14 protein-coding genes are annotated in these 14572 nt (G+C 70.8%); 10 read left to right on the top strand and 4 right to left on the bottom strand.

Annotated features, from left to right (window positions below):
* Nucleotides 1–153: 153 nt before the first annotated feature.
* From ACTJI1_RS11995 to ACTJI1_RS12005, 3 genes are all read left to right on the top strand, one after another.
* Complete coding sequence (locus ACTJI1_RS11995; protein WP_310133331.1) at nucleotides 154–618, top strand: MarR family winged helix-turn-helix transcriptional regulator; 465 nt, start codon at nucleotides 154–156, stop codon at nucleotides 616–618.
* 140 nt (nucleotides 619–758) lie between these two features.
* Nucleotides 759–3032, top strand: coding sequence for a transglycosylase domain-containing protein (locus ACTJI1_RS12000; protein ID WP_440742822.1), 2274 nt, complete (start codon nucleotides 759–761; stop codon nucleotides 3030–3032).
* A 108-nt stretch (nucleotides 3033–3140) separates the two neighbouring features.
* Complete coding sequence (locus tag ACTJI1_RS12005) at nucleotides 3141–3725, top strand: TetR/AcrR family transcriptional regulator (RefSeq protein WP_310133327.1); 585 nt, start codon at nucleotides 3141–3143, stop codon at nucleotides 3723–3725.
* A gap of 48 nt (nucleotides 3726–3773) precedes the next feature.
* Here ACTJI1_RS12005 and ACTJI1_RS12010 read toward each other — a convergent pair whose 3' ends face one another.
* From ACTJI1_RS12010 to ACTJI1_RS12025, 4 genes are all read right to left on the bottom strand, one after another.
* A complete protein-coding gene (locus tag ACTJI1_RS12010; RefSeq protein ID WP_440742823.1) occupies nucleotides 3774–4247 on the bottom strand; it encodes an SRPBCC family protein in 474 nt (157 codons plus the stop codon).
* A 64-nt stretch (nucleotides 4248–4311) separates the two neighbouring features.
* The gene (locus ACTJI1_RS12015) at nucleotides 4312–6012 is read right to left on the bottom strand and encodes an alpha-glucosidase (RefSeq protein WP_440742824.1); all 1701 of its coding nucleotides are present in this window, start codon (nucleotides 6010–6012) and stop codon (nucleotides 4312–4314) included.
* Nucleotides 6013–6038: 26 nt separating this feature from the next.
* Complete coding sequence (locus ACTJI1_RS12020) at nucleotides 6039–6992, bottom strand: Gfo/Idh/MocA family protein (RefSeq protein WP_440742825.1); 954 nt, start codon at nucleotides 6990–6992, stop codon at nucleotides 6039–6041.
* A complete protein-coding gene (locus ACTJI1_RS12025) occupies nucleotides 6989–8176 on the bottom strand; it encodes an ROK family protein (RefSeq protein ID WP_440742826.1) in 1188 nt (395 codons plus the stop codon). The genes ACTJI1_RS12020 and ACTJI1_RS12025 overlap by 4 nt, the downstream gene beginning before the upstream one ends.
* Before the next feature lie 155 nt (nucleotides 8177–8331).
* Here ACTJI1_RS12025 and ACTJI1_RS12030 point away from each other — a divergent pair, with 155 nt between their 5' ends.
* The 7 genes from ACTJI1_RS12030 to ACTJI1_RS12060 form a co-directional block, all read left to right on the top strand.
* The gene (locus tag ACTJI1_RS12030) at nucleotides 8332–9084 is read left to right on the top strand and encodes an amino acid ABC transporter ATP-binding protein (protein ID WP_310133313.1); all 753 of its coding nucleotides are present in this window, start codon (nucleotides 8332–8334) and stop codon (nucleotides 9082–9084) included.
* A 73-nt stretch (nucleotides 9085–9157) separates the two neighbouring features.
* Nucleotides 9158–10096 (top strand): glutamate ABC transporter substrate-binding protein, encoded by a 939-nt coding sequence (locus tag ACTJI1_RS12035; protein WP_310133310.1) that lies wholly within the window; start codon nucleotides 9158–9160, stop codon nucleotides 10094–10096.
* 164 nt (nucleotides 10097–10260) lie between these two features.
* The gene (locus ACTJI1_RS12040; protein WP_310133307.1) at nucleotides 10261–10905 is read left to right on the top strand and encodes an amino acid ABC transporter permease; all 645 of its coding nucleotides are present in this window, start codon (nucleotides 10261–10263) and stop codon (nucleotides 10903–10905) included.
* On the top strand, nucleotides 10902–11900 hold the full coding sequence (locus ACTJI1_RS12045; RefSeq protein ID WP_440742827.1) for an amino acid ABC transporter permease: 999 nt from the start codon (nucleotides 10902–10904) through the stop codon (nucleotides 11898–11900). The genes ACTJI1_RS12040 and ACTJI1_RS12045 overlap by 4 nt, the downstream gene beginning before the upstream one ends.
* Nucleotides 11893–12912, top strand: a complete 1020-nt coding sequence (locus ACTJI1_RS12050) for an asparaginase (protein WP_440742828.1) — start codon at nucleotides 11893–11895, stop codon at nucleotides 12910–12912. The genes ACTJI1_RS12045 and ACTJI1_RS12050 overlap by 8 nt, the downstream gene beginning before the upstream one ends.
* A complete protein-coding gene (locus tag ACTJI1_RS12055; RefSeq protein WP_440742829.1) occupies nucleotides 12909–13694 on the top strand; it encodes a copper homeostasis protein CutC in 786 nt (261 codons plus the stop codon). The genes ACTJI1_RS12050 and ACTJI1_RS12055 overlap by 4 nt, the downstream gene beginning before the upstream one ends.
* Nucleotides 13691–14572: ROK family protein (locus ACTJI1_RS12060; RefSeq protein ID WP_440742830.1), on the top strand; the 882-nt coding region annotated here is incomplete at its 3' end. The genes ACTJI1_RS12055 and ACTJI1_RS12060, both read left to right, overlap by 4 nt.

A 14572-nucleotide genomic window follows, 5' to 3' on the forward strand; every position in this document is an offset into this window, starting at 1 on the left:
CCGGCCGCTAGCCTCTGCGGTCGGCCCTCAATCTTTTCCCCCGCCCGTCCTCTCACGCGCCTCCCCTCCTCCCGTCCCGTGGTGGCACGGATGCTGACCAACGCTCATGATGAGAAGATGCGAATGCATTGAGCAGGTGCGGGAGGGTGTGCCATGGCCGAGACGGCGACGCAGGGATCGACGAGTCGCGCGCGGATCAGCGCGGTGGCCGCCTGGGAGTCGTTGTTCCGCGCACAGGTCGCTGTGATGCGGACGCTCGCGGCGGAGTTCCCGACGCGGGACATCTCGTTCAACGAGTACGACGTGCTCTTCAACCTGTCGCGCCAGCCGAACCGCGAGCTCCGGCTGCGCGACCTGAACAAGCACGTGCTGCTCACCCAGCCGAGCGTGAGCCGTCTCGTCGACCGGCTCGTCGCCCGCGGGCTCGTCGCCAAGGAGCCGGAGCCCTCGGACGCGCGCGGCACGCTGATCCGCCTGACGGACACCGGATTCGAGATGTTCCGGCGGGTCGCCGTCGACCATATGAAGACCATCACAGATCGGGTCGGAGGCCGTCTCTCGCCCGAGGAGCTCGAGACCCTCGCCGATCTGTGCGACAAGCTGCGCGATCCCTCCTGACCCCATCCCCGCCCGGATCCCTCCACAGGTTCGGGACACCTTCGCTCTTCCCCCAACCTGAGCGCACGCCTGCCGGAGCAGCGAGCGGCGACGCGTAAGATTGCCGCCACGGACGCACGGTTCTAACGAGGAGAAGACGCATGAGATGGGGATGGGCGCCTGCCCTTGTCGGCTTCGTCGCCTTGAGCGGCCTGGCGGGGGTGCTCGCCGCCGCGGCGGTGACGCCGGCGGTGGCCCTGACGGGCTCGGCGGCCGATTCGACCATCAGCGTCTTCGACGGCTTGCCCGAGTACATCAAGGTCGAGCCGCTGGCTCAGGCCTCCACGATGTACGCGCTCAGCAACGGCCAGCAGGTCCCGATCGCCACGTTCTACTCCCAGAACCGCATCGAGGTCGGCTGGGACGGCATCTCGCAGAACCTCAAGGACGCGGCCATCGCCACGGAGGATCCGCGCTTCTACGAGCACGGGGGCGTCGACGTCACGGGAACCCTGCGCGGCGCGGTGCTCACGGCGCTGCACAAGTCGGTGCAGGGCGGATCGTCCATCACCCAGCAGTACGTCAAGAACATCCTCGTGCAGCGGTGTGAGAACAAGCAGCCGGATCCCACAGCGACCGACGCGGTGCAGAAGAAGCAGCTGGCCGCGTACGAGACCTGCTACGACGACGCGACCAAGGTCGACCCCTCGCGCAAGCTGAAGGAGATGCGCTACGCGATCGGGCTCGAGAAGGAGTACTCGAAGAACGACATCCTGCAGAGCTACCTGAACATCGCCCTGTTCGGCGGCCGCGTCTACGGCGTGCAGTCGGCGGCCGAGTACTACTTCGGGGTACCGGCGAAGGACGTCAACGTGCAGCAGGCGGCCACGCTGATCGCCATCCTGAACAACCCGGACAACCTGCGCATCGACCGTCCGGACGACAAGGAGAACGGCGCGGCCAACGGCTACCAGGAGACGCTCGACCGGCGCAATTACGTGCTCGACCGGATGCTCGCGAACGGCAAGATCACCAAGGAGGAGCACGACGCGGCGCGTGCCACCAAGGTCGAGCCGAAGATCACCCCGACGCAGAACGGCTGCATGACGGCGCAGCAGTACAACGCGGCGTTCTTCTGCGACTACGTCGAGCGTGTGATCGAGCAGGACCCGATCTTCGGCAAGACCGAGGACGACCGCTCCAACTTCCTGACCCGCGGCGGTCTCAAGATCTACACGACCCTGAACCTCGACCTGCAGAACCAGGCGCAGGCGGCGGTCAGCGCGTACATCCCGCCGACCAGCCCGCGGCTCGACCTCGGCTCGTCGAACGTGGCAGTGGAGGTGGGCACCGGACGCGTCGTGACCATGGTGCAGAACCGGCCGTACGACAACACGGCGCAGCCGGCACCCGGCACGACGGCGGTGAACTACAACACCGACTACGACTACGGCGGGTCCGAGGGCTTCCAGACCGGATCCGCGTACAAGGTGTTCGACCTCCTCGAGTGGCTGCAGGAGGGGCACTCCCTCTACCAGACGGTGAGCGGGACGCAGCACCTGTTCCCGCAGAACCAGTTCCACGCCAGCGACCCGTGCAACGACATCGGCGGGGCGCCGTGGCCGGTCGCGAACGACGAAGGCGAGACCGTCACCGCCACGACGGTGATGAACGCGACGGCGCAGTCGATCAACACGGTGTTCGCCAAGATGGCGACGCAGCTCGACCTCTGCGGCATCAAGGAGCGCGCGCAGGACCTCCTGGTGCACGGAGCGGACGAGCAGGCCAACAAGTTCATGGCCAACCCGTCGTCGGTGCTCGGCACCAACTACATCGCGCCGCTCACGATGGCCACGGCCTATGCCGGTCTCGCCAACAACGGCGTCGCCTGCAGCCCGGTCGCGATCGACAAGATCGTGAACGCCGACGGCACCGAGCACACGGTCCCCAAGTCGCAGTGCTCGACGCATCCGATCGACCCGCAGGTGGCCGCGGCCGCGATCTTCGCCCTCCAGGGCGTGCTGCGCGGCGGCGGCACGGCGGCATCCGCGAACCCGGGCGACGGCATCCCGATCTTCGGCAAGACGGGCACGACCGACAACTCGGTCGAGAACTGGCTGGTCACCTCCTCCACCAAGGTCGCTCAGGCCACCTGGGTGGGCAACGTGCAGGGCGGCGTCGCGCTCCGCAGCCAGAGCTTCCAGGGCGTCGGCGGCGGCAACGTCAAGTTCTCGATCGCCAAGCGCGTCATCACCGCCCTGAACGCCGCGTACGGCGGAGCGGCCTTCCCGTCCCCGATCGGCAAGTACACGACGGCGCCCGCGGTGCCCAAGCCGGCTCCCACGGCGCCGAGCGCGCCCGGGGCTCCGGCTCCCGCGCCGGGCGCCGGGCCCGGGAACGGGAACGGCGGCAACCCTCCGGGCAAGAAGCCCTGAACCCGCGTCCGGGCCCCACTACGGGGCCCGGGCCGGGCACCTACGCCACAGGTCATAGCGGCCGAGCTGTCTATCCATCGGGTGTGATATTCGGACTAGTGTTATCGCGTGGGACGCACACCAGATCCGAATCGCAAGCCGGAGCTCCTCGGCCGCATCATGGACCATGTCGCGACCGAACCTCTCTCGCGGATGACCTTCCGCAGCCTGGCGACCGCGCTCGGCGTCAGCACCTACTCGTTCGTCTACCACTTCGGTTCGCGGCAGGAGATGATCGACGCGATCCTCGAGGAGGGCGTGCGCCAGCAGTCCGAGTCGCTGACGGGCGTCGACGTGACGGCCTTCGACCGCGACCAGTTCCGCGACTGGTACAAGGAGGCGTTCCGCCACTCCCTGCGCGAGAACAACCGCACCGCACTGCGGCTGCAGTTCGAGGCGGGCGCCCTCGAGCCGATCGACCCGGACATCGGCAAGCGCGTCACCACGTCGTTCGTCCACTGGCGGGACACGGTCAAGACGTGGCTCAAGAAGCAGGGCATCGAGAGCCGTCGCGCGGGGGTGCTCGCGCACTGGCTCGTCGACTCGGCCGCCGGCCTGCACTTCGGCTTCCTCATCACCGGCGACCGCACCGGCACCGTTCAGGCGTTCGACGTCTTCCTCACGGCATTCCTGCGCGAAGCCTTCGGCGACTGACCCGGGCCGCGACCGGACCAGGCCGCCACGGAACGGAGCGCGACCGGCTCAGACCGACGGCCGCTCCGCGACCACCTTCACGCCCTCGAGCATCTTCGCCCAGTTCGCGCGCGAGTGCTCGGCCGCCTCGCGGGTCGGGTTGTTGTCCTGGTCCAGCGTGATCCGTGTGCCGCCGGGGATCTCATCCAGCTCGAAGCGGAGCGTGTGGTAGTTCTCCGGCTCGTCCGGCAGGCCACTCAACGGGCTGAAGTGCGTCAGCACGATCCGCCACGGCTCCTGCAGGTCCTCCAGTTCGATCACCCGGCCGTGGTCCTCGAAGCTCTGGCCCTGCCACTCGCCTCGCCACACGATCCGCGAGCCCAGGCGCCAGTCGGACACCACTTCGGCGCCGAACATGATCTCGGGATGCGCTCCGTTCGAGGTCAGCACCCGCCACACCGTGCGTCGCGGAGCCTCCACATCGATCTCCGCCCTCGCCACGTACTCGCCCATGTGCGCCTCCCGTCCGATGGTGCCGCCCATCCCACACCACGGCGCGCCGCCGCGCAAGGCACGGATCGAGCGGGCCGCCCCGGACCCGGCGCGCTCAGCGACGGGCGAGGACGACCGCCTCCCACGGACGCAGGCGCCCCGATGCGGCGGAGCCGGTCCCGAGATTCGCCAGCACGACCTCCGAATCGGCCCATCCCGGAAGCTCCCGGGGATCGAACTGCGCGTCGTCGCCCGTGAGGTTCGCGAGCACCAGCAGCGACTCGTCGCCGAGCGAGCGCGTGTAGGCGAAGATCTGCGGATGCTCGGAGAGCGCCGGCTCGTAGTCGCCGGTCGCCACCACCCGCGACCGATGGCGCAGCTCGATGAGGGCACGGTAGTGCGCGAACACCGAGCCGGGATGGCCGACCTCCGCCTCCGCGTTGATCTCCGCGGCGTTCGGGTTGACGGTGATCCACGGCGTTCCCGCGGTGAAGCCGGCGTTCGGGCCGCCGGTCCACTGCATCGGCGTGCGCGCGTTGTCGCGGCTCGTCCGCCGCAGCGCGACAAGCACATCCTCGGCGGGCTCGCCCTGGATGTCGACCGCCTCGGCGTAGTGGTTGAGCGTCTCGATGTCGCGGAAGTCGTCGATGGAGGCGAACGGCACATTCGTCATCCCGAGCTCCTCGCCCTGGTACACGTACGGCGTCCCGCGCATCAGGTGCAACACCGTGCCCAGCGCCTTTGCGGAGGCGACCCGGTGCTCGCCGTCGTCGCCGAAACGGCTGACGACGCGCGGCTGGTCGTGGTTGTTCCAGTAGAGGCTGTTCCAGCCCAGCCCGGCGAGCCCCTCCTGCCACTTCGAGAGGTTGCGCTTGAGGTCGAGCACCGACACGGGCCGGTAGTCCCACTTGCCGCCCGGCCCGTGGTCGAGGTCGACGTGCTCGAACTGGAACACCATGTCGAGCTCCGCGTTCTGCGGGTCGGTGAACCGGCGGGCCTGCTCGATGTCGACGCCGGGCATCTCGCCGACGGTGAGGTAGCGGTCGCCACGGCCTGTGAACACGCGCTGGTGCATCTCGTGGAGGAACTCGTGGATGCGCGGGCCCTGACCGAAGTACGGGTAGCCGTTGCCGTAGAGGCCGCCGGCCGGGATCTCGCCGTCGGGCAGGTCGGTGACCTTGGAGATGAAGTTGATGACGTCCATCCGGAAGCCGTCGACCCCGCGGTCGAGCCACCAGTTCATCATGTCGTAGACGGCCTCGCGCACCTCCGGGTTCTCCCAGTTGAGGTCGGGCTGCTTGCGCGAGAACAGGTGCAGGTAGTACTCGCCGGTCTGCGGATCGAGCTGCCAGGCGGGGCCGGAGAATGCCGAGCCCCAGTTGTTCGGCTCGGCGCCGTGCTCACCCGGCTGCTTGCCGTCCCGGGCCGGCCGCCACCAGTACCAGTCCCGCTTCGGGTTGTCGGTCGACGACGCCGACTCGATGAACCACGGATGCTCGTCGGAGGTGTGGTTGACGACGAGGTCCATCACGAGCTTCATCCCACGGGCGTGCAGTCCGTCGAGCAGCTCGTCGAAGTCGGCGAAGGTGCCGAACAGCGGGTCGATCGCGCGGTAGTCGCTGATGTCGTAGCCGTTGTCGTCGTGGGGCGACGCGTAGATCGGGGACAGCCAGACCACATCCACGCCGAGCGTCTTCAGGTAGTCGAGGTGCTGGATGATGCCGCGCAGGTCGCCGATGCCGTCGCCGTCGCTGTCCGCGAAGCTCCGCGGATAGACCTGGTAGACGACCGCCGACTGCCACCACTTGTCGCTCACGCGCCCACCCTACCGGGCGGGACGGATCACTCCCGCAGCGCGACGCGGCGGCCGGTGCGCGCGGATTCGCGTGCGGCCAGGGCGACACGCAGCGCTTCCACCGCGGCCCCGACGGGGGCGCGCGTCGGCGTCTCGGCGGTGTCGACGCAGCGCACGAAGTACCGCGCCTGCTCGGCGAAGGCGTCCCCGGCGTCCGGCTCGGCCGCATCCACCCCGGCGTCGCCGACGACCTCGAAGCCGGTGCGGAACGGCGAACCGGGAGGAAGATCCGACACGCTGAGCAGCTGGGCGGCACCGCCGCCGGCGTACTCGATCGTCGTCACGACCGGCGCGCCGAAACCGGCTCCCGGCAGCGGCACGCTGGTCACGGCGACCGCACGCCCGAGGTGCAGCGCCGCCTGGTCGATGTCGTGGATGGCGAAGTCGACGAGCATTCCGCCCGACCGCGCTTCGTCCTCGAGCCAGTCGTAGCCCACGGGCCGGTCGGAGATGCGGGAGGCCCGGACCACGCGCGGGCGTCCCACCGAGCCGGCCGCCACGCGTTCCGCGAGGGCGGCGTATCCCGGGAAGAAGCGGACCACGTGAGCCACCATCAGGAGTCCGGAGGCGCGGGATGCCGCATCCTGCACCCGCAGTGCGTCGTCCATGGTCAGCGCTATCGGCTTCTCGAGCAGCACGTTCCGGCCGGCCTCCAGCGCCTGCACCGCGAGATCGGCGTGCGACGGTGTGGGTGTGCAGATGGACACGATGGTGACGTCCGGATCCGCCAGCACCTCGTCGAGTGCGGTGGCCCAGCGGGCGTCCGGCGCATCGGCCAGGTCCGGCCGGTGTCGCGGAGAGACGACCCAGCGGACCGGCACCCCGGCGCTCCGCCAGGCGGCCGCGTGCGCGCGTCCCATCCGGCCGGCGCCGACGATCGCGGCGGCATGGCGCGCGGCGCCGTGCCGCGCGGCGGCGTGCTGCGGCGCGCCGTCCGTCATCGCACGACGAGGTCGACGCGCGCCGGGTCGAACACCGAGTCGAGGATGAGCCGGCCGGCACCGCCGATGCCCGCGTTCTCCTTGGCGACGCTCACCGCGATGTCCAGCTGGTCGGTGATCATCGGAAGGCAGGCGGAGTAGATGGCGGAGCGGACACCGGCGACGAACGCCTCCGCCTCCCCGAGGATGCCGCCCAGCACGAGGCGCTGGGGGTTGAAGAAGTTCATGATGGTGGCGAGCACGCCGCCGGTGCGCAGTCCCGCCTCCCGCAGCTCCTGCGTGGCACGGGGATGCGCGTCCCGCGCGAGGGCCAGCACCTCCCGGGTGTCGGAGATGTCGACGCCGGAGGCGCGCAGCGCCTGCACGATCGCCGCGCCGCCGGCCACCGCATCCAGGCACCCGATGCGGCCGCAGGAGCAGAGCACGTCCGGCGCGCCGGGCACCGTGACGTGGCTGATGTCGCCCGCCATGCCGTGGTGCCCGTGATAGACGCCGCCGAAGGCGACGATGCCGCACCCGATGCTCGATCCGGCCTTCACGAAGACGAGCTCGCCGACCTCGCCGCCCAGCCGGTCGTACTCCCCCAGAGCCATCAGATTGGCGTCGTTGTCAACAGCGGCCGGGAGACCGCTGATCGCGGTCAGCTCGGCGGCCACATCCACGCCGTTCCATCCCGGCATGCGCGAGGGCGACACCATGCGACCGGTGGTGGAGTCGACCGGGCCTGGCAGGCCGATCCCGAATCCGCGCAGCGTCTGGCCGGGCGCCGCGTGGGCGGCGGTGAGCTCGCGCCCGACGGCGGCGATCCAGCCGAGCACGGCCGCGGGTCCCTCGGCGATGTCCATGCGTTCGGTGCGGGACGCGATCAGGCGGCCGGAGAGGTCGATCAGCCCGAAGGTCGCGTGGTGCGAGCCGAGGTCGGCGGCGCAGACCACGCCGGTCGAAGCATCCACCTCGAGGGCGCGCGGACGGCGGCCGCCGTGGGAGACGCCCGCTCCGGCCTCGCGCAGGTAGCCGGCGGCGATGAGCGCATCCACCCGCTGGGAGACGGTGGAGGGCGACAGTCCCGTGCTCCGAGCCAGGTCGGCGCGCGAGCGGGAACGCCCGGAGCGGACGAGGTCGAGGATGCCTCCCGGCGTGCCGGGGCCGGTCTGAACCGGCGTCCCCTCGATCGTGCTCGTCATGGCATCCCCTCGACGGCGAGCGTCCATCGCCCGCACTGCGTTGAGGATACTGTACCGACTTTGTTCGATATCGCATGAAGTAAATTCGATATTGCGGTTATCGGCGCACACTTAGTACGCTCATCGAAACCTGCCCGACAACGATGCGAGGAACGATGACAGCAACCGACGCACGGCCGATGGTCAGCCTGCGCGGAGTCGACAAGCACTTCGGCGACCTTCACGTGCTGCAGAACATCGACCTCGACGTGGCCGAGCGTGAGGTCGTCGTCGTGGTGGGTCCGTCCGGATCCGGCAAGTCGACGCTGTGCCGCAGCATCAACCGCCTCGAAACCATCGACTCCGGGGAGATCCGCGTCGACGGCGAACTGCTCCCCGCCGAGGGAGCGCCCCTCGCGAAGCTCCGCGCCGAGGTCGGGATGGTGTTCCAGTCGTTCAACCTCTTCGCGCACCGCACCATCCTCGACAACGTCACGCTGGCGCCGCTCAAGGTCCGCAAGCTCGGCAAGGAGGCGGCGAAGGCGCAGGCGATGGAGCTGCTCGACCGCGTCGGCATCGCCGACAAGGCGGACAGCCACCCGGCACAGCTCTCCGGCGGCCAGCAGCAGCGTGCGGCCATCGCACGCGCCCTGGCGATGCAGCCGAAGGTCATGCTGTTCGACGAGCCGACCAGCGCCCTCGACCCGGAGATGGTCGGCGAGGTGCTCGACGTCATGACCTCCCTGGCGTCCGAGGGCATGACCATGATCGTGGTCACGCACGAGATGGGCTTCGCACGCCGAGCGGCCGACCGCGTCGTCTTCATGGACCGGGGCCAGATCGTCGAGCAGGCCCCGCCCGCACAGTTCTTCGACTCGCCGGCCACCGCGCGGGCGCAGTCGTTCCTGGCCTCCGTGCTGTCGCACTGACCCCCGCGTCGCACGAGGCCGCGCACCACCGCTCCACATCACACCCCGTCCACATCAGAAAGGGATGCATCCCATGACCCGCAGCATCCGCAGGAAGAGCGCCGTCGCCGGCGTCCTGCTCGCGGCCGTGACGCTCGCCGTCACCGCCTGTTCCGGAAACACGGCACTGCCCGGCAGCGACGCCAGCTCGACCGCGTCCGGAGACTCCGTGCTCGCCGGCGCGCCGGTCGCCAAGGCCGACCTCATCCTCTCCGGCTCGACCATGGAGAAGATCAAGAAGCGCGGCAAGCTCATCGTCGCCGAGGCGCTCGACGCCCCGCTGCTGTCGCAGCAGGACCCGACCGACCCGTCGAAGGTGAACGGCTTCGACGCCGAGCTCGCCAAGCTGCTCGCCACCTACATCCTGGGCAAGCCGAACGTGGAGATCGTCCCGCCGGCGTCCGAGACGCGTGAGGCGATGCTGCAGAACGACACCGTGGATGTCGTGTTCAACACGTACACGATCACCGAGGAGCGCGCGAAGCAGGTCGACTTCGCGGGTCCGTACTTCGAGTCCGGCCTGGCCGTCGCCGTGAAGAGCGACAACAAGGACATCTCGAGCTACAAGGACCTCGACGGCAAGACCGTGATCGTCGGCGCGAACACGCCCGCCGTCACCGAGGTGCCGAAGATCGCCCCGAAGGCGACCGTCACCGCGTTCGGCACCGACCCGGCCGCCGTGCAGGCGCTGATCCAGGGCCGCGGCGACGCGTACGTGCAGGACTACACCCTGCTCGCCAGCGACGCCGCCAGCGAGAAGCAGATCAAGGTCGTCGGCCAGCCCTTCACCAAGGAGCCCTACGGCATCGGCCTCAAGCACGGCGACGACGACTTCAAGAAGTTCGTCAACGACTGGCTGAAGACCATCCAGAAGGGCGGCCAGTGGGGCAAGGCGTGGAAGACGACGCTCGGCACCGTGACCGACTCCGACGTGCCCACCCCGCCGGAGATCGGCTCGGTCCCCGGTTCCTGAGCCCCGGCTCCTGAGCCCCGGCTCCTGAAACCCGGAGGCGACGCCTCCGAACAGACCGGCCGGGTGCGCGTGTGAGGCGACCCCCACGTCCGCGCGCATCCGGCCACCTCACCGGGCATCCCGCCCTCCCCCGCCTCCTCCCCGATCGCTGCGACGAGAGACCGATGAACCCCCTGATCGACAACCTCGGACCCCTGGTCCAGGCGCTCGGCACCACCCTGCTGATGGCCGTGGTGGCCGGCGTCGGCTCCATCGTCCTCGGGGTGCTGGTGACCATCGCCCGCGTCAGCCCGATCCCGGTGCTGCGCGCCGCGGCGTTCCTCTACGTGCAGTTCTTCATCAACGTGCCGCTGCTGGCCCTGCTCCTGCTCGCCGTGTTCGCGCTTCCGGATGCGGGCATCCTGCTGCCGCTCACGCCGACGGCTATCATCGTGCTCACCGTCTACGAGGCCGCGTACGTGGCCGAAGCCGTCCGCTCGGGAGTGAACACGGTTCCGGTCGGACAGGTGGAGGCCTCCCGCGCGCTCGGTCTCACCCTCTGGCAGTCGCTGCGCTACGTCGTCGTGCCGCAGGCGCTGCGGGCCGTCGTCCAGCCGATCGGCAACGTGATGATCGCGCTCGCGATGAACACGGCCCTCGCCGCCGCGGTCGGCGTGGTCGAGCTGACCGCCGCCGTCAACAAGGTGAACCTCGTCGCGGCGCAGCCCATCCTGATCTTCTCCAGCGCTGGACTCGTGTACATGGCCATCGCCCTCGCCATCGGCCTCGCCGCCGGCTGGGTCGAACGGAAGGTGGCGATCGTCCGATGACCGCCCAGCTCATCCCCGACCGCCCTGCGCCCGGGCGACGCTCCACGCGGCGTGCCGCGGGCCGCTCCACGCAGCGGTACGGCGCCTCCTTCATCTACGACGTGCCCGGCCCGCGCGGCCGCCGTCGCATCCTGCTCGGGTCGATCGTCAGCATCGCGCTGTTCGCGATCGTGATCGGCGCCGGTCTCTGGCAGTTCGCCTCCCACGGACAGCTGGCGCCGGAGCGCTGGGCGCCCTTCACGGAGTGGCCGATCTGGCAGTACCTGCTGGTCGGGCTGCTCGGCACGCTGGAGGCGGCGGCGATCGTCGCAGTGCTCGGCGCCCTGCTGGGCGTCCTGCTCGCCCTCGGCCGGATCAGCCACGTGCGGTGGATCCGCTTCCTCTGCGGCCTGTACATCGAGATCGCCCGCACCGTTCCCGTGCTGCTGGTGATCTACCTCATGCTGTTCGGCCTGCCCCAGATCGGCATCAACCTGCCGACCCTGTGGAAGCTGGTCGTGCCGCTGACGATCGCGAATGCGGCCGTCTTCGCCGAGATCATCCGCGCGGGCATCCTCAGCCTCCCGCGGGGTCAGCGCGAGGCCGCCCTGAGCCTCGGGATGCGCCCGGCGCAGGCGATGACGTACGTGGTCCTCCCCCAGGCGGTGCGGAACGTGACGCCGTCGCTCGTGACGCAGTTCGTCAGCCTGCTGAAGGACACGTCCCTCGGCTACATCGTCGCCTTCACCGAGCTGCTCTACCGCGGCCAGGTGCTCGCCTCGTACCTGCACCTGCTCATCCCGACCTACGTCGCGGTCACCGTCATCTACCTGATCGTCAACGGCAGCCTCTCGGCGTTCGCCTCGCGGCTGCAGCGCGGTTCGCGGCGACGGACCGCGACGCCCGCGGCCGTCCAGCCGATCCTGCCGTCCCTTCCCGTCGTCTCGGCCGTGGAGGGCGACGACGCTGACGTGGACTCCGCCTCCCTCCCCGTCTCGAAAGGCGACCATGAGTGACGCCGCGCCCACCGTGTCCATCCCCTCGTCCACCGGTTCGCCGGCGCTGGCCGAGCTGGCGGTGGTGCGCCGCTCGGGCCTCATCGAGAGCAGGCACTTCGGCAGTCTGGTCGGCCTCGACCCGTCCGGAGCGCCGCTGATCGAGCTCGGTGACGTGGATGCCGTGGTGCTGCCGCGAAGCACCGTGAAGCCGCTGCAGGCGCTCGGGTGCCTCACCGCAGGCGCCGAGCTCTCCGGCCCGGCGCTCGCCATCGCCGCGGGCAGCCACACCGGTGAGGACGAGCACGTGCGCCTGGTGCGGGAGCTGCTCGCGCGCGCGGGCGTCGACGATGCGGCGCTCGGCTGCCCGGTCGACCGGCCGGAGGACGAGGAGACGTTCGAGCGGATGGTCCGCGACGGCGAGGGCCGCTCGCGGGTGCGGATGAACTGCTCCGGCAAGCACGCCGCCATGCTGCTCGCGGCCGCCGCCAACGGCTGGCCGACCGCCGGGTACCTGGACCCTGCGCATCCACTGCAGCAGCACATCCGCGACACCATGGCCCGCCTCACCGGAGTGCCGGTGGGCCACGACGCGATCGACGGCTGCGGCGCTCCCCTGTTCGGCACCAGCGTGCGCGGGATCGCGCGCGCCTTCGGCCGGCTCGTGCAGGCCGACCCCGGGACGCCCGAGCGCGCCGTCGCGGACGCGATGCGGGAGCACCCGTACTACGTCGGGGGCACCGGGCACCAGAACACGACGCTGATGGAGACGGTCCCCGGCGCTCTCGCGAAGGGCGGCGCGGAGGGTGTGATCGGTGTCGCGGCGGCGGATGGCACATCGGTCGCGATGAAGATCGTCGACGGCAGCCCGCGCGCCACCACGCTGATCGCCCTGCGGGTGCTGGAGGCGCTGGGCACGCCGATCGAGGGCGCCCGCGCACTGGTCGACCTGCCGGTGCTCGGCGGCGGTGCGCCGGTCGGCGCGATCGAGCTCGGTGGGGACCTCGAGGCGGCGCTGGGGCGCCTCGCGTGACCTCCGTCGAGATCTGCCTGGACGACCTCGCCGGCGTCCGGGTGGCGGAGGAGGCGGGCGCCGACCGCGTCGAACTGTGCGCCGCGCTGGCCGAGGGCGGCATCACGCCCTCGATCGGGACCGTCGCCGGTGCGCTGCGCGCCGCCCGGCGGATCGGCATCCAGGTGCTCATCCGCCAGCGGCCCGGCGACTTCGTCTACGACGAGGACGAGCTGCAGGCGATGGTGGACGACATCCACTCGATGCGCGCCCTGCCCAACCCGTCGGGGGTGACCCTGGGGTTCGTGCTCGGCGCACTGCGGGCGGACGGGCGGATCAACGCGGACGCCACCCGGCGGCTGGTGGCTGCGTGCGGAGAGGCGCCCGTGACGTTCCACAAGGCCTTCGATCAGCTGCCGGACCGCGCAGAAGCCCTCGAGCAGCTCGTCGACCTCGGCGTCAGCCGGGTGCTGACCTCTGCCGGGGCGCCCAGCGCGCTCGAGGGCGCCGACGGGCTCGCCCGGCTGGTGAAGCAGGCGGGCGACCGCATAGCGGTCCTCGCCGGTGGCGGCGTCCGCCCGGCGAATGCGGCCGAGCTGGTCGAGCGCAGTGGGGTGCGGGAGGTGCACCTGCGCGCGCCGCTCACCGTCGCGACGGTGGCCGCTGGAGCGCCGACCGCGTACGACCATGGTTCGCGCGAGGTGACCTCGGCTGACGTGGTGCGTGGGGTGGTGGATGCGGTGTCCGGCGCTGGCGCTGGCGCTGGCGCTGCACCGACCGCCGCTGGGGAGCGGCTCGCATGAGCGCGCTTCCCGTCGTCCTGGCCGTCGACCTGGGCGGCACCGCCATGAAGGGCGCCGTCGTCGCCGAAGACGGGGCCACCGTCTCCGAGTCGACGCGGGCGACGCCCGCCGACGGCATCCTCACCGCCCTGGTCGGCATGCTCGACGACCTCCGGCGCGCTGCCACCGAGGACGGGCACGACGTCGTCGGGGCGGGAGTGGCGACACCCGGAATGCTCGACGAGCAGCGCGGGCTGGTGCACTACGCCTCGAATCTGGGGTGGCGGGATGTGCCGCTGCTCGACATCCTGCGCTCCGAGCTGAGTCTGCCGGTCGCCGTCGGGCACGACGTGCGCGCGGCAGGGCTGGCGGAGCGGAACAGCGGGGCGGCCCGCGGCTACGGCGACTTCGCCCTGGTGCCGATCGGCACGGGCGTCGCCGCCGCCCTCGTCTCGTCCGGCGGCGCCGTCACCGGCGCGACCGGCGCCGCCGGCGAGTTCGGCCACATCCCGGTCTTCCCGGGCGGAGAGCCGTGCACGTGCGGACAGCGCGGCTGCCTGGAGGTCTACATGTCGGGGGCCGGCGTCGCGCGGCGGTACCGGGCGGCCGGAGGGGAGGCGCTGAGCACCCGGCGGATCGTCGAGCGCCTCGGCCGGGACCCGCTGGCGGACCGCATCTGGTCGGAGGCACTGGACGTGCTCGCACAGGGGCTCAACATCCTCACCCTGCTGCTCGACCCGGGCCTCGTGGTGCTCGGCGGCGGGGTGTCGCACGCCGGGGACGCACTCTTCGGCCCGCTCGGCGAGCGGATGAGCGCCGGGCTGGCGTGGCGCGAGCGCCCGCCGGTCGTGCGCAGCGCGCTCGGCGGCGACGCCGGCCGGGCCGGCGCGGCGCTGCTC

The organism is Leifsonia sp. 22587 (assembly GCF_052044215.1).
GTDB classification, from domain to species: domain Bacteria; phylum Actinomycetota; class Actinomycetes; order Actinomycetales; family Microbacteriaceae; genus Leifsonia; species Leifsonia shinshuensis_C.

Coding starts and splice junctions, on each gene's coding strand:
- ACTJI1_RS11995 (WP_310133331.1), top strand. CDS start 154: ATGGCCGAGACGGCGACGCAGGGATCGACGAGTCGCGCGCGGATCAGC.
- ACTJI1_RS12000 (WP_440742822.1), top strand. CDS start 759: ATGAGATGGGGATGGGCGCCTGCCCTTGTCGGCTTCGTCGCCTTGAGC.
- ACTJI1_RS12010 (WP_440742823.1), bottom strand. CDS start 4,247: ATGGGCGGCACCATCGGACGGGAGGCGCACATGGGCGAGTACGTGGCG.
- ACTJI1_RS12020 (WP_440742825.1), bottom strand. CDS start 6,992: ATGACGGACGGCGCGCCGCAGCACGCCGCCGCGCGGCACGGCGCCGCG.
- ACTJI1_RS12025 (WP_440742826.1), bottom strand. CDS start 8,176: ATGACGAGCACGATCGAGGGGACGCCGGTTCAGACCGGCCCCGGCACG.
- ACTJI1_RS12030 (WP_310133313.1), top strand. CDS start 8,332: ATGACAGCAACCGACGCACGGCCGATGGTCAGCCTGCGCGGAGTCGAC.
- ACTJI1_RS12035 (WP_310133310.1), top strand. CDS start 9,158: ATGACCCGCAGCATCCGCAGGAAGAGCGCCGTCGCCGGCGTCCTGCTC.
- ACTJI1_RS12040 (WP_310133307.1), top strand. CDS start 10,261: ATGAACCCCCTGATCGACAACCTCGGACCCCTGGTCCAGGCGCTCGGC.
- ACTJI1_RS12045 (WP_440742827.1), top strand. CDS start 10,902: ATGACCGCCCAGCTCATCCCCGACCGCCCTGCGCCCGGGCGACGCTCC.
- ACTJI1_RS12050 (WP_440742828.1), top strand. CDS start 11,893: ATGAGTGACGCCGCGCCCACCGTGTCCATCCCCTCGTCCACCGGTTCG.